Source organism: Inhella crocodyli (genome assembly GCF_004004565.1).
Lineage (GTDB): Bacteria > Pseudomonadota > Gammaproteobacteria > Burkholderiales > Burkholderiaceae_C > Inhella > Inhella crocodyli.
Genome location: NZ_SACM01000001.1, coordinates 896,756 through 917,484, shown reverse-complemented (window position 1 = coordinate 917,484; position 20,729 = coordinate 896,756). Strand labels below are relative to the sequence as shown.

Below are 20,729 nucleotides of genomic sequence, written 5' to 3'. Positions count from 1 at the left end.
GAGCCCATCGGGCCGCCGGCCCCTTTCTTGGTTTTGCCCATGCCACTGAATCGCGTGTTGATTGGTTTTGCCCTCGCAGCCACGGTGTCGAACGCCGCCCTGGCCCAAGACACGGCGCCCCGCAAGCCGGGCGTGGTGGTGGCCATCGGAGGGGCGCTCAAGGTCGACAACGCCCCGGTGTGGTCGCGCCTCGTGCAGGAGGCCGGTGGGCCAGGCGCCAAGTTCGCCGTGTTGGCCACGGCCAGCGACAACCCCGAGCGCAGCGGCGCACGCACGGCGCAGGCCTTGAATCAGGCGGGGGCCGTCGCCGAGGTCATTCCCCTGTCGCCGAAGTGGAAGGGGGTCGACTGGCAGGCCTTGCGCGACGAGCCCGCCTTGGCCGCCAAGGTGGCCGGCATGCAGGGCGTGTTCTTCACCGGGGGCGCGCAAGAGCTGATCACCAGCACCCTGCAGCCGGGCGGCCGCCCCACGGCGGTGCTGCAGGCGGTGCGCCAGGTGCTGGCCCAGGGCGGCGTGGTGGCGGGCACCAGCGCCGGTGCGGCCATCATGAGCGAATGGATGTTCCGCGACGCACAGGACGCGCTGTCGGTCCTCAAAGGTCGCCTGCGCGAGGGCCTGGAGATCGACCGCGGCCTGGGCTTCGTGGGCCCTGACCTGTTCATCGACCAGCACTTCTTGAAGCGCGGCCGCATCGGCCGCATCGTGCCGGTGATGCAGGCCAAGGGCTACCGCTGGGGCCTGGGCGTCGAGGAGAACAGCGCCGCCTTGATCCGCGGCACGCACATCGAGGTCATTGGCGCGCGCGGCGCGCTGCTGGTGGATCTGAGCCAAGCGCGGCACAACCCGAAGCTTGGGGCCTTCAACGTGCAGGGCGCGCAGCTCAGCTTCTTGGACCGCGGCGACCGGCACGACCTGGCCACGGGGGTGACCACGCCCGCCGCCGACAAGCGCACGGGCCCCATCGACCCGAGCTCGCCGCAGTTCAAGCCCTTCTTCCAGCGGGCCAGCTTTTACCCCGACATGCTCGGCGACAACACCATCGCCAATGCCATGGCCCAACTGGTGGACAGCCCCGACGCCGAACTGCGCGGCCTGGCCTTCAACGGGCGCGCCTTGCTCGGGCTGCGCGGCGGCGCCGCCGCCCAGGGCGGTTCGGCCACCGAGATCGAGCGCACGGAGGGCCGCCTGGGCGCCGACCGAGGCTCGCCCTCGGTGGACGACTTCCTGCCCGACTTGGGCTTCGAGTTCCGCTTGTACAAAGGCCCGGGTACCTTCGGCTATTTCACCGGTGCCTGGGGCGGCGAGGACTACACGGTCCTTCGCGTCTACATGGACATCACCCCCGTGCGCTTGCGCAATCCGCTCTACCAGCCCCTGACCGCAGCTCCTGCCCCCTGACCCCATGCGCATCCAAACGCACACCCTGCTGGGCAGTCCCAGCGGCACCGTCCGCTCCTTCCCCAGCCTTCATTTCGGTCCGACCGACACGGGGCGCCGCGCCCTTTTGCAGTGCGCGCTGCACGCCGACGAGATCCCCCCCTTGCTGGTGGGGCACCACCTGCGCCAGCGCTTGACGGCGCTGGAGGCGGCGGGCCAGCTGGCGCACGAAATCGTGCTCGTGCCCGCTTGCAACCCCATCGGCCTGTCGCAGCACATTTGGGGGCGCCACCAAGGGCGCTTCGAGATCAACAGCGGGCACAACTTCAACCGCCACTACCCCGACCTGGCCGCCGACGCGGCCTCGCGCGTGCGCTTGACCGAGGACGCCGCCACCAACACCCGCCTGCTGCGTGCCGCCTTGCACGCCGCCTTGGCCGAGCGCACCGTGGAGACGGAATTGCAGTCGCTGCGCCACACGCTGATGGACCTGGCCATCGATGCCGACATCGTCTTGGACCTGCACTGCGACAACCAGGCCGTCATGCACCTGTACTCCACGCCCCACCACACGGAGATCACGCAGCGCCTGGGCTGCGCGCTGCAGGCGCCGCTGGCCCTGCTGGCCGATGAAAGCGGTGACTTCCCCTTCGACGAGTCGTGCTCCATGGTCTGGCCCAAGCTGCAAGCCCTGCTGCCAGGGCAGCCTGTGGCGTTGGCTTGTTACGGGGCCACGGTGGAACTGCGCGGCGAAGCCGACGTGACCCACGAGCTGGCTGCCCAAGATGCCCAGGGCCTGCTGCAGTTTCTGGCCACGCAGGGCTTCGTGACGGGGGGGTTGGGCGCTGCCGAGCCGTACGACACCAGCCTGCGCCCGCTGGCGGGATCGATGCCCCTGAACACGCCGCACGCCGGGGTGTTGGTCTACCACGCCGAACTCGGGGCCGAGGTGAAGGCCGGGCAAACGGTGGTCGAAGTGATCGACCCGGTGAGCGGAGAATCCTCGATTCTGAACAGCCCCGTGGACGGGTTGTTCTACGCCCGTGAGCAACAGCGCTGGGCCCAGGCTGGCCAAAAGGTGGCCCGTGTGGCCGGGTTCGACGCCAAGCGAAAGGGCAAGTTGCTGAGCGCCTGATTCGCCCCCGAACCCTGAGGACCCGTGCCTGCCATGCAAAGCCTGATCGTTGACGACCTGCACAAGAAGTACGGCGAGCGCGAGGTGCTCAAGGGGGTGTCCCTGTCGGCCAAACCGGGCGACGTGATCACCTTGATCGGCTCCAGCGGCAGCGGCAAGAGCACCTTCTTGCGCTGCCTCAACCTGCTGGAGCAACCGCACCAAGGCCGCCTTCAGTTGGGCAACGAGGAGCTCAAGCTCGTGCCCGATCGCGATGGCAGCCTCAAGGCCGCCGACGCCAAGCAGCTGCAGCGCTGGCGCGCGCGCTTGGCCATGGTGTTCCAAAACTTCAACCTGTGGTCCCACCGCACCGTGCTGGAGAACGTCATCGAAGCGCCGGTGCACGTGCTGGGCGTGCCCAAGGCCCAGGCCCTGGAGAAGGCCGAGGCCTTGTTGGCCCGCGTGGGCGTGGCCCACCGCAAGGACGTGTACCCGGCGCAGCTCTCGGGCGGCGAACAGCAGCGCGTGGCCATCGCCCGGGCGTTGGCCGTCGAGCCCGAGCTGATGCTGTTCGACGAGCCGACCTCGGCGCTCGACCCCGAGTTGGTGGGCGAGGTGCTCAAGGTCATGAAAGACCTGGCCGCCGAGGGCCGCACCATGATCGTGGTCACCCACGAGATGGGCTTTGCCCGCGAGGTGTCCAACCACACGATGTTCTTGCACCAGGGCAAGGTCATCGAGCAGGGCCACCCCAAAGACATCTTGCTGAACCCGCAATCCGACCGGCTCAAGGCCTTCTTGTCGGGCGGGCTGAAGTAAGCAGGGAACGCATGCAAGACGTGGCCCTCCTCCTGCTGCCGGGCGCCTCGCGCCTGGCCGCGCAGCTCTTGGTGGAGCTGCTCGAGGGGGCCAATGCCTTGTTGCCCGAACCGCGCTTCCGGCCCCGCTTGTGCGCTGCGGGTGTCGCGGGGGAGGGGGGCTTCGACCCCAACCGCGAGTGGGCCCAGGTGTGGGTGCTGGCGCCGTGGCGCCCGCTGGCCAGCACCGAGGCGCTGAGCACCTTGCCCTCGCAGTTGCAGCGGGCCGCCCAGCGCGGGGCGCTGCTCGGCGCGGTCGAAGGCGGCGTGCTGTGGTGGGCGGCGGCCGGCCAATTGAATGGACGGCGGGCCTGCGGCGTGGACTGGCTGGCCAGCCACCTGCAGCAGTTGCACCCCGAGGTCGTGTGGGGCCAGGGCCTGTACGAGATCGAACTGCCGCCCCGGCCGGTGCTCAGTTGTGCACGGCCCTTGGCCCTGCCCGACCTGCTGCTGGGCTGGCTGGCGCGCGAGCACGGCGAGGCCTTGGCGCGGCAACTGGGCGGCAAGCTCGGCCTGTCGACCCTGCGGGCGCGCGACGAGCGCGTGCTCGGCGAGTCCCAGGGCCACGCGCTGATGCCGCCCAAGCTGGCCGAGGCCCTGACCCTGATGCAGTCCAACCTGGCCGAGCCCCTGCCCACCGACGACGTGGCGCGGCTCGTGGGCCTGTCGCGTCGCCAGCTCGAACGCCTGTTCAAGCAGCACCTGGACGCGCTGCCCAGCCGCCACTACCTGGCCCTGCGCCTGAACCGCAGCCGCGAGCTGCTGCAACGCACGGGCCAGTCCATCTTGCAGGTTGGCCTGGCCTGCGGTTTTTCCAGCGGGCCGCATTTCTCCAACGCCTACAAGGCGGCATTTGGCTGCACCCCGCGCGAAGAGCGGGCCCGCGAGCTGGCGGGCTTGCGCGAGCAACGCCAGCCGGCCGCCGGCGGCGGCACCGGCCACCCGCGCGAGGCGCGCGCCGCATGAGTTCCGACATGACCCTTCTTTTCCGTCCCGTTCAACGCGAGGACCTGAGCGGCTTGCTGCGCATGGCCGCCGCCGCCAGCCCAGGCATCGGTTCCTTGCGGCACGACCCGGCCTGGCTGGCCGAACGCATCGAGCATTCCTTGCAGGCCTTCGCCACCGAAGACGACGAGGCCAGCGGCGAAGAGCGCTACCTCTTCGTGCTGCAGGACGAGGCTTCCGGGCGGCTCGTGGGCTGCAGCGGCGTCACCGCCCGGGCCGGCTACGGCTCGCGCTTCTACAGCTACCGCAACGAGTTCGTTGTGGCCAGCAGCGCGGCCCTGGGCCTGACGCAGCGCACCCACACCCTGCACCTCGGGCACGACCTGACGGGCACCACCTTGCTGACCTCGTTCTACATCGAGCCCGCCTGGGCCGCGGGGGCCGCGCCGCAACTGCTGTCGCGGGCCCGGCTGCTGTTCATCCGGCAGTTCGCCGATCGCTTCTCCGACCGCATCGTGGCCGAGCACCCGGGCCTCTTGGAGCCCGACGGGCGCAGCCCCTTTTGGGAGGCCGTGGGCCGGCGCTTCTTTGCCATGGACTACCCGCAGGCCGAGGCCGTGGCCGGCGGCCGCAGCAAGGCCTTCATCGCCGAGCTCATGCCGACCTCGCCCATTTACGTGCCGCTCTTGCCCGAGGCCGCGCAAAGCGCGATCGGCCAGTTGCACCCCGACGGCGAGTTGCCGTTCGAGATCCTGCAAGACGAAGGCTGCGACGCCGAGACCTACGTCGACATCTTCGACGGCGGTCCGACCACCGAAGGGCGCTTGCACGCCCTGGCCAGCGTGCGCGCGGCCCTGCCGCTGTCGCAAATGGGGGCCGGCACCTGGCTGGCCTGCAACGCCGAGCGCGAGGGCTTCGAGGCCCGCGTGCTGACGCGGCAAGCGCCGGCGGCCTGGCAAGGGCGCGGCTGGGCCACGCCCCTGGAGCGAGAGGCATGAGCGTTCAATTTCGTCCCATGACGCAGGCGCCGCTCGGCGCGCAGGCCCAAGAAGAGCCGGGCGGCCAGTGGTGGTGGGCGGACGAGGGCAACCGACACGCCTGGGTGCACCTGCAGCCGGCACTGGGCCTGAGCCGGCCCCGTTACCACTTCCACCTCGGGCGGGTGGTCCACGCGGCGCCGGAGCTGGGCCTCTACCAGGTGCAGCGCACCCTGCAACTGGGGCACGACGCGACCGGCGAGGCCGAGTTGAGCGGCTTCGGCGGCGACCCGGCGCTGTGGCCGGCACTGGTCGAGTACGCCCTGGCCACCGTGCGCGCCCTGCGGCCGGAAGGTGCGCTGCTGCTGGTGGAACTGCCCGGTTGGCGCGATGCGCAGGGCCACAGCCCCTTCTGGCACGGGCTGGTGCGGCACTTCGCCCCACTGGCCGGTGCCGGCGTGGCGGAGCGTTTGGGCCCGGCCTTCAGCTCGCACCTGGGGCCGCTGCTGCCGCGGCAGACCATCCACGGCGCCTTGCTGTCGCCCGAGACCCAGGCCGCGTTGGGGCGGCCGGCCGATCAGGCGACCGAGTTGCTGGCGGTGCTGCGCGCGGCGGGCTTCGCCGACTGGCGCCACGTGCGCATCGACGACGGCGGGCCCGTGTGGGCCCGGCCGGTCTAGCGTTTCAGGCCTTGCTGGCCCGCAGCAGCACGATCAGGGCGGCGGCCAGCGAGGCGGCGAACAGCAGGCCGCTCCAGACCTCGTAGGGCAGGCTCAGCAGCCGGTAGGCGTGGGCCTCGGCGCAGTTGGCCGTGATCATGAACATCTTGGGCCACAGCTCTTCCAGGCCGAGCTGGGTGATGATCCGGTCGGCCACCGTCATGGCGCAGCTGGCGCTGTCGGAGGCCACGGCGTTTTGGTAGGTGGCGGCCACCAGGCCGGCCAGGGCCAGCACGATCACCGGCACCGCCATGCCCCGGGCCAGCATTTGGGACGCCGTGGCGCGCCCCGCCTTCTTCAAGCCCCAGGCCAGGGCCCCGCCCAGCAGCGCCAGGGCCGCGAGGGTCAAGACGATGGCCCGCTGCAAGATGCACCAGGGGCAGGGCTTGACCCCGTACTGGTACTGGGCCGTCAGCGCGATGCCGACCGCCGCCAAGCCCATCAGGCCCACCAGCACCAGCAGGCGGGGGCCGTGTCGCAGGAATCCTTCGCTGATCACGACAGTTCGGCAATCAGTTCGATTTCGACACAGGCGCCGCGCGGGATCTGCGCCACGCCAAAGGCCGAGCGGGCGTGCGAGCCCACCTCGGCGCCAAACACGGCCTGGAACAGCTCGCTGGCGCCGTTGGTCACCAGGTGCTGCTCGGTGAAGGTCGGTGTGCTGTTGACCAGGCTCATCAGCTTGACGATGCGCTTGACGCGGCCCAGGTCGCCGCCGCAGGCGGCTTGCAGGGTGCCCATCAGGTCGATGGCGATGGCGCGGGCGGCCTGCTGGCCGGTCGCGGTGTCCATGTTCAGGCCGAGCTGACCGGTCCACGGTTCGCCATTGGGCTGCTTGGCGATGTGGCCGGAGACGAACACGAGGTTGCCGGTCTGCACAAAGGGCACGTAGGCGGCGGCGGGCACGGCCACGGCGGGCAAGGTGATGCCGAGGTCGGTCAGGCGTTGTTGGATGGCGGCAGCGCTCATGGCCACTCCTTGTTCAGGGGAAGGGGCGGCATCGTAGCGGCCGCAACAATCGGCCGGGTGACGCCCCCAGCCCCCGCCCCGTCGCCGCCCCTGGCCTCGCCCTGGCCTTGGGGATGGGGGCTGGCGGCCTGGATGCTGGGCCTGGCGCTGGTGCAGCACCTGGCCGTGCTGCCCGAGGCGCAGGCCTGGGGCGGTGCCGGTTTGGTGGCCCTGGGCCTTGGCCTCGTCGGGGCCCGATCGGGCCGGGGCCGCTCCGTCGGCCTGGGCGGCGCCGTGCTGGGGCTCTTCTGCCTGGGCGTGGCCTGGGCCAGCGCGCAAGCGCAGTGGCGCTTGGACCAGCGCCTGGACCCGGCCTGGGAGGGCCGGGACCTGGTGATGGAGGCCGAGGTCGACGGCCTGCCCACCGCCTTGCCCGGCTGGGGCGGGGCGAGCGGCTGGCGCTTGCCGCTGCGCTCGACCGGCTGGGCCCACGACGCCCACGGCGACGCCCAGGTGCCCGTGCCCCGCGGCGTGTCGCTCACTTGGTCCGAGGGGCGCGACCGCTGGCAGGCGCCGCGCGCGGGCGAGCGCTGGCGCCTGGTGGTGCGCCTCAAGCGCGTGCACCTGCCCCAGAACCCGGGCTTGCCCGACACCGAGTTGTGGCTGCTCGAGCGTGGCGTGCGGGCCCAGGGCAGCGTGCGCACCGGCGAGCGCCTGGTCGAGGCGCCCTGGCACGACCTGCACGCCCTGCGCGAACGCCTGCGCGATGCCATCTACGGCCAGGTGGCCGAGCCCCGCCACCGGGCGGTGCTGGCCGGCTTGGTGCTGGGCGACCAGGCGGGCTTGCCCGCGGCCGACTGGGCCTTGCTGCGCGACGCCGGGGTGGTGCACCTCTTCGCCATCAGCGGGCTGCACATCACGGGCTTTGCCTGGCTCATGGGCTGGGCCGTGCGGGGCCTGTGGCGGCGTTGGCCGCAATGGGGCCTGCAGTGGCCGGCCCCGTCCGCCGCCCGCTGGTTGGGCTTGCTCGCCGCCTGGGGCTATGCCCTGCTGGCCGGCTGGGGCGTGCCGGCGCAGCGCACCGTGGGCCTGCTGGCGGTGCTGGCCCTGTTGGCCTCTATGGGCCGCCTGTGGCCCTGGCCCCTGGCGCTCTTGTTGGCCGGGGCCGTGGTGGGCGCGGCCGACCCCTGGGCCTTGGTGCAGCCCGGCTTCTGGCTCAGCTTCGTGGCCGTGGCGGTGCTCATGAACGGCGGCAGCCTGCCGGGCGAATCGGGCCCGCGGTGGCGGCAGGCCGTGCACGAGCTGGTGCGAACCCAAGCCTGGATCACCTTCGGCCTGCTGCCCTTGTCCCTGCTGTTCTTTGGCCAGGTGTCCTTGGTCGGCTTGGTGAGCAACCTCGTGGCCGTGCCCCTGGTGTCCTTGGCCCTGGTGCCGCTGGCCTTGGTGGGCGTGGCCCTGCCTTGGGCCTGGCATGGGGCGGGCTGGCTGATCGACGCCCTGTGGGCCTTGATGCAGGCGATGGTGGGCTGGCCCGGCGCGGTGTGGGCCCCGGCGCAGGCGCCGAACGCCGTTGCGGCCCTGGCCGTGGTCGGCACCGCCGTGGCCCTGTGGCGCCTGCCGCGGGCTTGGCGCTTGGCCGGCCTGCTGAGCTGGGTGCCGCTGCTGTGCTGGAGCCCGGCCCGTCCGCCGCCGGGGGCCTTCCGTTTGCTGGTGCTCGACGTGGGGCAGGGCAGCGCGGTGTGGCTGCAAACGGCCCGCCACGACCTGCTGCTGGACGCGGGGCCAGGCTGGGGCGCCGCCGGGCAGGACGCCGGTGCGCGCTGGGTGCTGCCGGTGCTGCGCGCCCAAGGCGTGTCGCGCCTGGATGCCCTGGTCGTCAGCCACGCCGACAGCGACCACAGCGGCGGGGCGCTGAGCGTGGCACGCGGTCTGCCGGTGGGGGCGGTCGTCGGCAGCCTGCCACCGGGCCATCCGCTGGCGGCCCGCGCCCGGCCTTGCCAGGCCGGCGAGCGTTGGGACTGGGACGGGGTGCAACTGCGCTGGCTGCACCCACTGCCCGGGGCCGAGGGCGCGGACAACGCCATCTCTTGCGTGCTCCACGTGCGAGACGCGGCCGGACGTGCGGCCCTGTTGCCGGCCGACCTGCCGGCGGCGCAGGAGCGGGCCCTGGTGGCCCGCAGCCCGGCGGGCAGCCTGCGGGCCGAGCTGCTGCTGGCCCCGCACCATGGCAGCGCCACCTCGTCCAGCCCCGAGTGGCTCGCGGCCGTGGCGCCGCAATGGGCCTTGGCCCAAAGCGGTTACCGCAACCGCCATGGGCATCCCGCCTTGTCGGTCCAACAGCGCTACCACGCGGCCGGCGTGCCCCTGCTCACGAGCGCCGAGTGCGGCGCTTACGAATGGCGGTCGGCGTCTGGGGCGCCCAGCGCCGAAGGCTGCTGGCGGTTGCAGCGGCGCCGCTATTGGCACACGCCCGAAGGGGCACCCCCTGCACAGGATGCGAGCATCGGGCCCGACGCCCCTCCCACCGAACCATGAACCCTTTCATCTTGCGTGGCTGGCTCGGGTTGCTGACCGCCAGCGCCCCGACCTGGGCCCAGCCGGGTCCCGACGTGCCGCCGCCGGGCACGCCCGTTGGCACGCTCGCCCAACCCGCCCCGCTGCCCTCGGCCCTGGCCGGGTGCTGGCGGGCCGAGGGCGACGAGCCGGGCAGCGGCGAGCAGTGGACGCCGGCGGCCGGCGGCACGATGCTGGGCCAGTCCCGCACGGTGAAGGGCGGCCGCACGGTGTTCTTCGAGCACATGCTCATCGAGCAGCGCGACGACGGGCGCCTGGTGTTCAGCGCCAAGCCCAAGTGGCAGGCCGGCGCGAGCTTCGAGGCCATCGAGGCCGGTCCCGAGCTGTGGGTTTTCGAGAACCGCCGGCACGACTTTCCCCACCGCGTGGTGTACGCCCTGCGCGGCCCGCAGCAGGTGGCGGCGCGCATCGAGGGACTGCGGCCCGATGGCCGCTGGCGCGTCGTGCACTTCCCGCTGACGCGCGTGCCCTGTCCTGGAGCGGCCCAGTGAGGTCGCCCGCGACAATGGCCGGATGACGACGTCCGCGACCGCCTTGCCCCCCGCCTTCTGCCACCTGCGCCTGCATTCCGAATTCGCCGTGGTGGACGGCATCGTGCGGGTGGACGAGGCCGTCAAGGCCGCGGCCAAGGATGGCCAGGTGGCCATGGGCATTTCCGACCTGGGCAACCTCTTCGGGGCCGTCAAGTTCTACAAGGCCGCGCGAAAGAAAGGCGTCAAGCCCGTCATCGGCGCCGATTGCTGGCTGGAGCCCGAGGGCGCGGCCCTGCCCGGCGCCCAGGTGCCACCGCCCCAGCGCCTGCTCTTGCTCGTGCAAAGCACGCGCGGCTACCTGAACCTGTGCGAGCTCTTGAGCCGCGCGTGGTTGCGCAACGTGATCCGCAACCAGGCCTGCTTGAAGCGCGAGTGGCTGCACGAGCTGGGCGAGGGACTGATCTGCCTGACCGGTTTCGCCCAGGGTCCCTTGGGCATGGCCGCGCACGACCCGGCCAAGGCCGAGGCCGTCGCGCAAGAGCTGGCGCAGGCCTTCCCGGGCCGCCTGTACGTGGAACTGCAGCGCGTGGACGGCGCTCGCAACGAACGCCTGGTGCGCGCCAGCTGCAGCTTGGCGGCCAAGCTGGGGCTGCCGGTGGTGGCCACCCATCCCATCCAGTTCCTGTCGGCCGACGAGTTCGATGCCCACGAAGCCCGCGTCTGCGTGGCCGAGGGCGAAACCTTGGACAACCCCAGGCGCGTCAAGCGCTTCACGCCCGACCAGCACTTCAAAACCCAGGCCGAGATGGCCGCGCGCTTCGCCGACCTGCCTTCGGCGCTGGCCAACACCCTGGTCATCGCGGCGCGCTGCAGCCTCACCCTGGTGCTGGGCAAGCCGCAACTGCCCAACTTCCCCACGCCGCTGCTGGCCGACGGCACGCCCATGCCGGCCGACGACTACTTCCGGCAGCTCAGCTTCGAGGGCCTGGAAACCCGCTTGGCCTACCTGTTCCCCAAAGAGGCCGAGCGCGACGCGGCGCGGCCGCGCTACGTCGAGCGCCTGGAGTTCGAGCTGAACACCATCGTCAAGATGAAGTTCCCGGGCTACTTCTTGATCGTGGCCGACTTCATCAACTGGGCCAAGAACAACGGCTGCCCGGTCGGCCCCGGCCGGGGCTCGGGCGCCGGCTCGCTGGTGGCCTACGCGCTGGGCATCACCGACCTCGATCCCCTGGCCTACAACCTGCTGTTCGAGCGCTTCCTGAACCCCGAGCGCGTGTCGATGCCCGACTTCGACATCGACTTCTGCCAGGGCAACCGCGACCGGGTGATCGACTACGTCAAGGACAAGTACGGCCGCGACGCCGTGAGCCAGATTGCCACCTTCGGCACCATGGCCGCCAAGGCCGCGCTGCGCGACGTGGGCCGGGTGCTGGGCATGAGCTACGGGCACGTGGACGGCATCGCCAAGCTGGTGCCCGCGCCCCCGGGCAAGACGGTGACCCTGGCGCCCGTGCCCGACAAGCCCGATGGCGGGGTCATCTACGCCCGTTTGGAAGCGCCCGAGTTGGTGGAGCGCGAAAAGAACGAAGAAGAGGTGGCCACCTTGTTGGCCTTGGCCACGCAGGTGGAGGGCCTGACGCGCAACATCGGCATGCACGCCGGCGGCGTGCTCATCGCGCCGGGCAAGATCACCGACTTCTGCCCGCTCTACCAGCAGCCGGGCAGCGACTCGGCCGTGAGCCAGTACGACAAGGACGACGTCGAGGCCATCGGCCTCGTCAAGTTCGACTTCTTGGGCCTGGCCACGCTCACCATCTTGGAGTTGGCCAAGCAGTACATCACGCCGCTGCGCCCGGACTTCGCCTACGAGCACCTGCCGCTGAACGACGCGAAGACCTACAAGCTGTTCGCCGACGGCAAAACCGAGGCCGTGTTCCAGTTTGAATCGACCGGCATGCAGCGCATGCTGAAGGAAGCCAAGCCCACGCGCCTGGAGGACCTGATCGCGCTGAACGCCATGTTCCGCCCCGGTCCGCTGGAGAACATCCCCTCGTTTTGCGCGCGCAAGAACGGCAAGGAAAAGATCGAGTACCCGCACCCGCTGCTGGGCCAGGTGCTGGCCGAGACCTACGGCATCTTCGTGTACCAAGAGCAGGTGATGCAGGCCGCGCAGCTGATGGGGGGCTACTCCCTCGGCGGCGCCGACCTGTTGCGCCGGGCCATGGGCAAGAAGAAGGCGGAAGAGATGGCCGAGCACCGCCAGATCTTCCGCAAAGGGGCGGCCGAAAAGGGCATCGACCAAGAGAAGGCCGACGAGGTCTTCGACTTGATGGAGAAGTTCGCCGGCTACGGCTTCAACAAGTCGCACGCCGCCGCCTACTCCCTGTTGGCGTACCACACGGCCTACATCAAGGTGCACCACACGGCCGAGTTCTTCGCGGCCAACATGACGATCGAATCGGACAACACGGACAAGCTCAAGATCCTGTTGGCCGATGCCAAGCAGTTCGGCATCGATTTCCTGGCCCCTTGCGTGAACCGCAGCGTGTTGAAGTTCGTGCCCATGGGCGCCGTGGGGGCGGCCGGCGCGACCGGCGGTGGGGCCACCAAGAAGCTCATCAACTACGGCTTGGGCGCCATCAAGGGCACGGGGCAGGGGGCGATCGAGGCCATCGAGCGGGCCCGCGCCGAGGGCGGCCCCTTTAAGAGCCTGTTTGACTTCGCCGCCCGCGTGGACCGCCGCGCGGTCAACAAGCGCGTGGTCGAGGCCCTGGTCAAGGCCGGCGCCTTCGACCGTCTGCACCCCTACCGCGAGCGCGTGCTCGAATCGGTCGGCCTGGCCTTCCAGCATGCCGAGCAGCTCGAAGCGAACGCCGCCCAAGGCGGGCTGTTCGACTTTGCCGACGCGCCCGCGAGCGAGCCCGAGCTCTTGGAGTGCAAGCCCTGGGGCGTGCGCGAGCGCCTGACGCTGGAGAAGGCCGCCATTGGCTTCTACTTGAGCGGCCACCTGTTCGACGAGCACGCCGCCGAGGTGCGCCGCCTGCAGCCCAAGCAGCTCAGCGAGGTGGCCGACAGCCGCGAGCCGCAACTGCTGGCCGGCATCGTGGGCGATTTGCGCGTCATCAACGGTCAGCGCGGCCGCGTGTGCATCTTCAAGCTCGACGACGGCAGCGAGGCCCTGGAGGTGGTGCTGAACGACGAGCTGTACGAGGCCCACAAGGCCCTGCTGACCGAGGACAACCTCGTCTTCGTGCAGGCCAACGTGCGCAACGACCGCTTCAGCGGCGGCCTGCGCGCGCAAGGCACCCAGGTCTGGGACCTGGCAGGCGTTCGCAGCCGCTACGCCAAGGCGCTGGAGATCGACCTGCCGCGGCCCAGCAGCCAGCAGGTGCAGTTGGTCAAAGACTGGGTGGCCCGCCACCCACCGCAGCGGGTCGAAACGGAGGACGGCGAGACCCTGCAGCGCGGCCTGCCCATCCGCTGGCCCCTGCGGCTGGCGGGCGTGCAGGCGGTGGCCGAACTCGGCGCGGCCTCGCTGCACTGGCCCAGCGACGCCGCCCTGGCCGACCTGCGCGACCGTGGCGTGGGCGCCCAGTGGGTGTACCGCTAGGCCCGGCTTGGCGTAGCCTCGGGGGGTGATACCCACCCCCGCTTTGCCGCCGCGCACCGGCCTTATCTTGACCGGCGGCGGCGCCCGTGCCGCCTACCAAGTGGGCGTGCTGCTGGCCATCGCGCAGATCCGGCGCGACAGCGGCGTCACGGGCAATCCTTTCCACGTCATTGCCGGCACCTCGGCCGGCGCGATCAACGCGGCCTGCCTGGCCTCGCAGGCCGACCGCTTCGACGCCGCCGTGGACGCCTTGGTCGGCCTCTGGTCCACCATCAAGGTGGCCGATGTGTACCGCTCGGAGGCCTTCGACGCCATCCGCACCGGCACGCAGTGGATGACCATGATGAGCCTGGGCTGGGCCATCCGACGCTGGCGCAAAACGCGCCCCAGCAGCCTGTTGGACAACGCCCCTTTGGCCGAACTGCTGGCAAAGGCGGTGCCGCTGGCGCGCCTGCCGCAGGTGCTGGCGCAGGGCCATCTGGACGCCTTGGCGATCAGCGGCTCGAGCTACAGCTCCGGGCAGCACGTGACCTTCTACCAATCGCGCGAGCCGGTCGCGCCCTGGCTGCGCAGCCAGCGCTTGGCCGTGCCCGCCTCGCTGACGGTGAAGCATTTGATGGCATCGAGCGCCATCCCCTTCATCTTCCCGGCGCAAGAGCTCGAGGTCGACGGCCGATTGGAATGGCTGGGCGACGGCTCCATGCGGCAAAGCGCGCCCATCAGCCCGGCCATCCACTTGGGCGCGCAGCGCGTGCTGGTCATTGGCGCCGGGCGCATGCAGGAGGCCGGTCAGGCCGAGCCGAGGCAGCCCTTGGTCGGCCACCCCAGCATGGCGCAGATCGCCGGGCACGCGCTGTCCAACATCTTCTTGGACGCGCTGGCCGTGGACGTGGAGCGGCTGCAGCGCATCAACAAGACCCTGAGCCTGCTGTCGCCGGAGGCCCTGGCCGCCACGCCCCTGAAGCCGGTGGACGTGCTGGTGATCAGCCCCAGCCGGCGCCTCGACGACCTGGCTGGCTTGCACCAGCACGAGCTGCCACCGGCCATCCGCACGCTGCTCGGCGCCGTGGGCGTCCAAGGCCAGGGCAAGGCGGCCACCGGCAGCGCCTTGGCCAGCTACCTGCTGTTCGTGCGCGGCTACACGGCCGAGCTGATCACCTTGGGCATGACCGACACCTTGGCCCGCCGGCAGGACGTGATGCGCTTCTTCGGTTGGAGCGACGCCAAGCGCGAGCCCGTTTGGGCGCGGCTGCGGCGCCAGGGCCTGCTGGTGCCGGAGGGCGAAGCCGTCAGCGGCTGAGGGACGGGCTCAGCCCTCGTCGCCCAGGCTCACCAAGGCCGCGTAGGCGCCGCCTTGGGCCAGCAGCTCCGCGTGCGTGCCGCTTTCCACCACGCGGCCGGCCTGCAGCACGTGGATGCAGTCGGCGTGGCGCACGGTGCTCAGGCGGTGGGCGATCAAGATCAGGGTCTTGTGGCCTTGCTGGCGCGCCAAGGCGTCCTGCACGGCCCGCTCGCTTTCCGTGTCCAGCGCCGAGGTGGCTTCGTCGAAGATCCAAATCGGTGCGTCGCGGTACAGCGCGCGGGCGATGGCCAGGCGCTGGCGCTGGCCACCGCTGAGCGTGCTGCCGTTGTTGCCGATGCGCGTGTGCAGGCCTTGGGGCAGGGTCTGCACGAAGTCCCACAGCGCGGCGTCCTTCAGCGCGGCCTCGGCGCGGGCCACGTCGGGCGCTTGCGCGTAGGCCACGTTGGCCAGCACGCTGTCGTCGAACAGCACGATGTCCTGGCTGACCACGGCGAACTGCGTGCGCAGGCTGGCGCGGGTCAGGGTGGCGGCGTCGACGCCGTCCAGCGTGAAGCGCCCCCCCTGCGGCTCGGCAAAGCCCTGCAGCAGGTGGATCACCGTGCTCTTGCCCGCGCCCGAAGGGCCCACCAGGGCCACGGTTTCGCCGGCGCGCACGGTCAGGCTCAGGCCGTTCAGGGCCGGCGCCGCGGCGCCGGGGTAGGTCAGCTGCAGGTTCTCCAGCGCCAAGTCGCCGCGGGCGCGCTCCAGCACCTGGCGGCCGGGGTCGGCCTCGGCCGGGGTGTCGAGCAGGTCCATGCAGCCGCGCGCCACGATCAGGCCGTTGGTGATGGGCTGGGCCACCTCGGCCAGGTGGCGGGCGCGGCTCATCAAGAGCAGCAGGCCGCCCACGAACTCGACGAACTCGCCCGGTGTGGCCCCCGTGGCCCGGCCCTGGAACAGGGCCATGCTGACGATGACCGAGATGCCCACCGAGGCCACCATCTGCGACAGGGGCTGCGCCAGCGCGTTGGCCGCGGTTTGCTTGAGCGCGTTGCTGCGCACCGCCGCCGCGGCCTGCGCGAAGCGTTCGCGCTCGAAGGGCGCGGCGTTGAAGCTGCGCACCAGCTTCCAGGCACGGGCGATGTCGTCGACCACGCCCGACAGGTGGATTTGCGCGTCGTAAGCCCGGCTGCCGGTTTGGCGCACGCGGCGGTTGACCTTCTTCAGCACCCAGCTCATCACCGGCAGGGTCACCAAGGTGAGCAGGGTGAGCTTCCAGTTGATGTACAGCAGGTAGCCCAGCATGGCGACGGCCGGCAGCCCGTCGCGCAGCACCGTGATGCAGGCGGTGCCCAACAAATGGATGCTTTGCTGCGGGTCGCCCACCACCTTGGTCACGGCCGCACCGCCGCTCATTTGCGTGTAGACCTTGGCGTCGGCGCGCAGCAGCGCGTCCAGCAGCGCGCGACGCAGGTCGTACACCGTGCGGCCGATGGTCCAGTGCAGCAGGTACTGGCCCAAAAAGCTGAACACCCCGCGCAGCAAGAACAGGCCGATCAGCACCACCGGCACCCACCACAGTGGGAAGGGCGCTTCCTTGGCAAAGCCTTCGTCCAGCGCCACCTTCAACAGCTTCGGGATCAAGGGCTCGGTGCAGGCCGCCAGCACGTACGCGCCCACGGCGGCGACCAGACCGCGCCGGTGGGGCTTTACAAAATTCAACACCCGCAAGGCGGTCGGTTTCAACGGAATGGGGTCGGGGCGGGCGTTGCTCATGGCTGGCGCGGATTCTCGACGCTCCTAAACTGGTTCGATGACTTCGCAGCGCATCCGCGTCATCCATTTCGTCACGGGCGGTTTTTCGGGCGCCACGCAGGTGGCCATCGACCTGGCCCGCGCCCAGGCCCAAGGCAGCGAGTTCGAGCCCCTGTTGGTGCTGCGCCGCAAGCGCACCACCGACGCCGAGCGGGTGAACAAGCTGGTCGAAAGCGGCATCGCCGTCGAGGTGGTCCCCGGCTGGAGCCATTTCGCCACGCTGTGGGCCTTGTTCCGCCTGTGCCGGCGCTTCCTGCCCGAGGTGATGGTGGCGCACGGCTTCCCCGAGCACCTGCTGGGCCGCTGGGCCTCGCTGTGGGCCGGGGTGCCCCACCGGGTGCACATCGAACACAACTCGCGCGAGCGTTACACGCGCTGGCGCCTGTGGCAAAAGCGCAAGCTCGACGCCCACACCGACGCCGTCGTGGGCGTGAGCGAGGGCGTGGCGCAGACCCTGCTGCGCCTGGGCAGCCCGTCGGCCATCACCCAGGCCATTCCCAACGGCGTGGACCTGGGCAAGTTCGAGCGGGCGGCGGCCCATCCCATGGGCACGCGGGCGCCGGACATCGTCATGAGCGCCCGCTTCGCGCGGCAAAAGGACCACCTGACCCTGATCCGGGCCCTGGCCCTGTTGCGCGACGAGCACCAACTCCGCCCCACCCTGTACCTGGCGGGCAGCGGCAAGGCCAGCTACCAGCGCGCCGCCCAAGGCCTGGCCGAGCGCTTGGGCCTGCAGGAGCAGGTGAAGTTCTTGGGCTACGAGCCCAAGGTGGCCGAGCTGCTGATGGCCAACCGGGTGTTCGTGCTCAGCACCCGCTGGGAGGGCATGCCCTTGGCCCTCGTGGAGGCCATGGCGGCCGGGTGCGCCTGCGTCGCCACCTTGGTGCCGGGCGTGGAGGGCGTGCTGGAGCACGAGCGCACCGGGCTGCTGGTGCCGCCCGAAGACCCGCCCTTGATGGCCGCTGCCTTGCAGCGCCTGCTGAGCAACCCGGCCCTGTGCGAGCAGCTGGGCCACGCGGCCCGCGGGCAAGCCCTGCACGCGCACGGCCTGCCGCTGATGCGAAGCCGCTACGACGCCCTGCTGCGCCGCGTGGTTGGTCTGTGACGCCGGCTTAGCGCGCCAGGCCGGCCCCGGCCGCCACTTCCATCCAGACCTCGTTGCGCCGCAAGAAGGGCAGGGTGAAGGGGCCGTTGAAGCGGGACAGCACCGGCTCGCCCTGCAGCGGGATGCCTGCTTTCTCGGCGTTGGCCTTCAACAAGGCCACGTGCTCGGCGTAGTTGGCGGCCGTCCACATGCCGCTGTAGCGAATGACCGCCAGGGTGCGGGCGGGCTCCTCGCGCACCGTGACCTGCGGGTTGTTGGGCACGGGGGCGTTGGCGGCGTTGATGTGGGACGGCAGCACGAACTGCACGCGCCAGCCCCCCTCGCTCGCCGTTTGGGTCACCGGGGCCGTCATCGCCATGGGCACGGGGGCGGCCGGGGCCTGGATGACGGGCGCGGTCATGGCCATCTCTTGCCGGCCCTGGTTGCCGCCGAAGATGTAGTTGGCGAGCTGGCGGAAGGCGCGGTTGCCCGCCTGCTCGAAGTCGCCCCCGACGCGCACCTCGGCCACCATGTAGGGCGCGTAGCGCCGCACCTCAAAGGCGCCTTGCTGCAGCACGGTTTCGAAGCGCGGCTCCTCGATGGCGTGGGCGGGTGAGGCGAGGGTGCCGAGGGCGGCGGTCAACACGGCAAGGGGGGTGGGGCGCATGGCAGGTCTCCTGAGGCCGCCATGCTGCGCTGGAGCGCATGCCCCTGTGGGCTCAGGTGCTTTGATCGAGCCAGCGCCGCAGCGGCCGGCCCAGCCCGGCGCAAAGCTGCTGCCAGCGCGTGCGAACGTGGCGCTGCTGAAAGATGCGGCGGTACCAGTCGCTGCCCACCAGCTCCGGGCGTTGCGCCTGCAGCAGGTCCAGGCTCAGCGCGCGCATGGCCTGCAGTTCGTCAAAGGCCGTGCGGCCCGTGCGGTAGGTCCTGTTGCCGCTGGTGATCGGCCGGCGGTGGCTCGCCGTCACGGCGTCGATCAGGGCGGTGCGCGTTTGGCCGCGCAGCTGCTGCAGCGTGGGCCACAGGTACTTGTCCAGGCCCCAGCTGGAAACGTTGCCGGCCAGGTGCTCGCGCGCCGCCAAGAACAGGTCCCCGCGGTAGAAGGGCATCATGACCTCGACCCAATCCACGGGCCGGAACAGGCGGTGGGGCTGCGTCAGCATCCAGCGGTGCGTGTAGTGGCTGTCGTGCATCAGCGTGGGCGAGAAGACGTCCAGCTGTTCGCAGCGGGCCAGGTGCAGCGCCCGGTTCAGGTCGCTCACCCCCACCCACACGTCGTCGTCGATCAGGCCGACGTACTCGGGGCATCGGGCCGTGTCGTGCAGCCAGCGGCACAGGGCCTGGAAGATGTCGCCCTTGCACTCGGTGGGCTCGGACAGCACGGTCACCGGCAAGCCGGCCACCTCGCGCTCGCCGGGCGTTTGCGTGCCGGTGTAGTCGAACAGCACCCAGTCGAACTGGGCGGCGGCGTCCAGGTGCAGGCAGGGCAGGGGGGCTTGAGCGCCGTGCCAAGACACCAAGACCAAGGGGCGTTGGGCTGCGCTCATCGCGGGGCGTGCCAGGCGTTGCCCAGCGTGTAGAGGAGCTTGTGACGGGCCTTGCGCCACTTGTCGGCCAGGCTGCGCTCGGCCACCTTGGCGCCGATGCTGCTGTCGAAGCTGGTGTCGTCCAGTTCGATGGCCGCGGGGCTGACGCCGCGCATCACCAAGTGCTGGCTTTCCCACCAATGGCGCAAGTCCACGTCGATGGGGCGCCCAAAGGGGACGCGCGTGGCCAGCAGCTTCTGGGCCCCTTGGCGGCTGAGCACGTAGCCGGCCGTGAGGCTGGGGATGCGGCGGTACTGCACCAGCTGGTAGCCGGGGCACAGGGGCGCTTCGCTGCGCAGTTTTTCGGTCTTGCCCAATTCGGCGCGGCCGATGAGCTTGACCATGTCCCAGCCGGCAGGCAAGGCCGCGATGGCGGCGCACACGGCGGCGAAGTCGTCCTTCAGCCGCACGTCGTCTTCCAACACCACCACGGCCGGGTGGGGGGAGTGCAGCAGCCAGCGCCACAGGGCGATGTGGCTGGCGTAGCAGCCCTTCTCGCCGTTCACCAGGGGCTTGTGGAACTGCCGGGCGTTGAGGGCGGGGCTGTAGAGCGCGTCTTGCTCGGCCTGCGGCAAGGCCGTCCACAGCACGCCGGGAAAGCGCTCGCCCGGCAGGCCCAGGCGCGCGATCTCGGCGTCCAGGCGCGCACGCCGCTCGGCATCGCGGTCGAGGTTGATGTAGCGAACGGGGAGCGGGGGCGGTGGGAGGCTCACCGCGCTCACATCGTCATCGTGTCGCGGCCCAGCAGCTTCTTGAAGAAGGCCGACACGCCGTGGCGGTTTTGCTCGCGGTCCACGACCGATTGGTCGGTCACCCAGTTGAACTGCAGCGCGCGGCGCGGGCCTTCGTAGCTGTGGTGGCCGTGCCAGCTGTTGTCGCTGCGCTTGAACACCAAGAGCGTGCCTCCAGCGGGCTCGACCTCGTCGAAGTAGTTCTCGAGGTTTTGCCCATCGCGCAGCAGGCGCAGGCGGCCGGTCGCGCTGTTCCAGTGGTCGTCGTTCAGGTACAGCAGGACCGTGATGATCTTGGTCTTGGTGTCGGTGTGGATCTGGCCGTCACGGGCGCGGCAGTGGCCACGCACCGTGTACATCAAGGGACGGCCGCTCAGGTCGATGTTGAACTTTTGCTCGATGGCCCGGCGGAAGTCGTCGCTGTGGATGTCGTCGATCAGCCGCTTGAAGGCGCCTTCGATCTTCAAGCCCGCGGGCGGGTGCGAGCCGGCGCTGGGCACGGCCGGAAAGTCGCGGCGGGCGCCGTCGAGCGCCTCGCGCTGCACAAAGTCCTTCACGACCAGGTGTTCAAACGGCTCGCGCACCAAGGGGGTGGCGGCAAAGGCGTCGAGGCGGAGGGTGTCGGCGGCCATGG

18 protein-coding genes are annotated in these 20,729 nt (G+C 70.8%); 11 read left to right on the top strand and 7 right to left on the bottom strand.

The features are described from left to right. The first annotated feature begins 39 nt into the window (after positions 1-39). Genes EOD73_RS04265 through EOD73_RS04240 form a run of 6 tightly spaced genes read left to right on the top strand, consistent with a single transcriptional unit; the run spans position 40 to position 5,950 of the window. Positions 40-1,398, top strand: a complete 1,359-nt coding sequence (locus tag EOD73_RS04265; protein ID WP_127681164.1) for a cyanophycinase — start codon at positions 40-42, stop codon at positions 1,396-1,398. A 4-nt stretch (positions 1,399-1,402) separates the two neighbouring features. Beyond that, a complete protein-coding gene (locus EOD73_RS04260) occupies positions 1,403-2,512 on the top strand; it encodes a succinylglutamate desuccinylase/aspartoacylase family protein (RefSeq protein ID WP_127681162.1) in 1,110 nt (369 codons plus the stop codon). 33 nt (positions 2,513-2,545) lie between these two features. Continuing rightward, entirely contained in the window at positions 2,546-3,310 is a 765-nt protein-coding gene (locus EOD73_RS04255) for an ABC transporter ATP-binding protein (RefSeq protein WP_127682408.1), read from the top strand. Between the two features lie 11 nt (positions 3,311-3,321). Then, a complete protein-coding gene (locus EOD73_RS04250; protein ID WP_127681160.1) occupies positions 3,322-4,314 on the top strand; it encodes a GlxA family transcriptional regulator in 993 nt (330 codons plus the stop codon). 8 nt (positions 4,315-4,322) lie between these two features. Next, positions 4,323-5,291 (top strand): arginine N-succinyltransferase, encoded by a 969-nt coding sequence (locus EOD73_RS04245; RefSeq protein WP_164845944.1) that lies wholly within the window; start codon positions 4,323-4,325, stop codon positions 5,289-5,291. After that, positions 5,288-5,950 (top strand): arginine N-succinyltransferase, encoded by a 663-nt coding sequence (locus EOD73_RS04240; protein ID WP_127681157.1) that lies wholly within the window; start codon positions 5,288-5,290, stop codon positions 5,948-5,950. Before EOD73_RS04245 ends, EOD73_RS04240 begins: the two co-directional genes overlap by 4 nt. A gap of 4 nt (positions 5,951-5,954) precedes the next feature. Here EOD73_RS04240 and EOD73_RS04235 read toward each other — a convergent pair whose 3' ends face one another. Together EOD73_RS04235 and EOD73_RS04230 are read right to left on the bottom strand one after the other, a co-directional pair. After that, on the bottom strand, positions 5,955-6,488 hold the full coding sequence (locus tag EOD73_RS04235) for a disulfide bond formation protein B (protein ID WP_240660590.1): 534 nt from the start codon (positions 6,486-6,488) through the stop codon (positions 5,955-5,957). Beyond that, on the bottom strand, positions 6,485-6,958 hold the full coding sequence (locus tag EOD73_RS04230; protein ID WP_127681155.1) for a RidA family protein: 474 nt from the start codon (positions 6,956-6,958) through the stop codon (positions 6,485-6,487). The genes EOD73_RS04235 and EOD73_RS04230 overlap by 4 nt, the downstream gene beginning before the upstream one ends. Before the next feature lie 57 nt (positions 6,959-7,015). Between EOD73_RS04230 and EOD73_RS04225 the strand changes: the two genes are divergently transcribed. The 4 genes from EOD73_RS04225 to EOD73_RS04210 are packed head-to-tail and all read left to right on the top strand — an operon-like array spanning position 7,016 to position 14,897. Continuing rightward, the gene (locus EOD73_RS04225; RefSeq protein ID WP_127681153.1) at positions 7,016-9,472 is read left to right on the top strand and encodes a DNA internalization-related competence protein ComEC/Rec2; all 2,457 of its coding nucleotides are present in this window, start codon (positions 7,016-7,018) and stop codon (positions 9,470-9,472) included. Continuing rightward, a complete protein-coding gene (locus tag EOD73_RS04220) occupies positions 9,469-10,002 on the top strand; it encodes a DUF6265 family protein (RefSeq protein WP_127681151.1) in 534 nt (177 codons plus the stop codon). The genes EOD73_RS04225 and EOD73_RS04220 overlap by 4 nt, the downstream gene beginning before the upstream one ends. A gap of 22 nt (positions 10,003-10,024) precedes the next feature. Further along, complete coding sequence (gene dnaE, locus EOD73_RS04215; protein WP_127681149.1) at positions 10,025-13,597, top strand: DNA polymerase III subunit alpha; 3,573 nt, start codon at positions 10,025-10,027, stop codon at positions 13,595-13,597. A 28-nt stretch (positions 13,598-13,625) separates the two neighbouring features. Then, complete coding sequence (locus EOD73_RS04210) at positions 13,626-14,897, top strand: patatin-like phospholipase family protein (RefSeq protein ID WP_375137433.1); 1,272 nt, start codon at positions 13,626-13,628, stop codon at positions 14,895-14,897. Between the two features lie 9 nt (positions 14,898-14,906). On the opposite strand, the gene EOD73_RS04205 is transcribed toward EOD73_RS04210, so the two are convergent. Next, the gene (locus EOD73_RS04205) at positions 14,907-16,655 is read right to left on the bottom strand and encodes an ABC transporter transmembrane domain-containing protein (RefSeq protein ID WP_240660588.1); all 1,749 of its coding nucleotides are present in this window, start codon (positions 16,653-16,655) and stop codon (positions 14,907-14,909) included. Positions 16,656-16,692: 37 nt separating this feature from the next. On the opposite strand from EOD73_RS04205, the gene EOD73_RS04200 reads away from it, so the two are divergent. Next, positions 16,693-17,799 carry a glycosyltransferase gene (locus EOD73_RS04200; RefSeq protein ID WP_127681147.1) on the top strand — a complete coding sequence of 369 codons (1,107 nt, stop codon included), beginning with the start codon at positions 16,693-16,695 and terminating at the stop codon, positions 17,797-17,799. Between the two features lie 7 nt (positions 17,800-17,806). Here the strand turns inward: EOD73_RS04200 and EOD73_RS04195 are convergent, their stop codons facing one another. From EOD73_RS04195 to EOD73_RS04180, 4 genes are read right to left on the bottom strand one after another with little or no spacing between them, the layout of a single operon-like run. After that, on the bottom strand, positions 17,807-18,445 hold the full coding sequence (locus EOD73_RS04195; protein ID WP_127681145.1) for an SOUL family heme-binding protein: 639 nt from the start codon (positions 18,443-18,445) through the stop codon (positions 17,807-17,809). A gap of 52 nt (positions 18,446-18,497) precedes the next feature. After that, complete coding sequence (locus tag EOD73_RS04190) at positions 18,498-19,325, bottom strand: hypothetical protein (protein WP_127681143.1); 828 nt, start codon at positions 19,323-19,325, stop codon at positions 18,498-18,500. Then, complete coding sequence (locus EOD73_RS04185; RefSeq protein ID WP_240660587.1) at positions 19,322-20,086, bottom strand: glycosyltransferase family 25 protein; 765 nt, start codon at positions 20,084-20,086, stop codon at positions 19,322-19,324. The genes EOD73_RS04190 and EOD73_RS04185 overlap by 4 nt, the downstream gene beginning before the upstream one ends. Continuing rightward, on the bottom strand, positions 20,083-20,727 hold the full coding sequence (locus tag EOD73_RS04180) for a 2OG-Fe(II) oxygenase (protein ID WP_127681139.1): 645 nt from the start codon (positions 20,725-20,727) through the stop codon (positions 20,083-20,085). Before EOD73_RS04180 ends, EOD73_RS04185 begins: the two co-directional genes overlap by 4 nt. Positions 20,728-20,729: the final 2 nt, after the last annotated feature.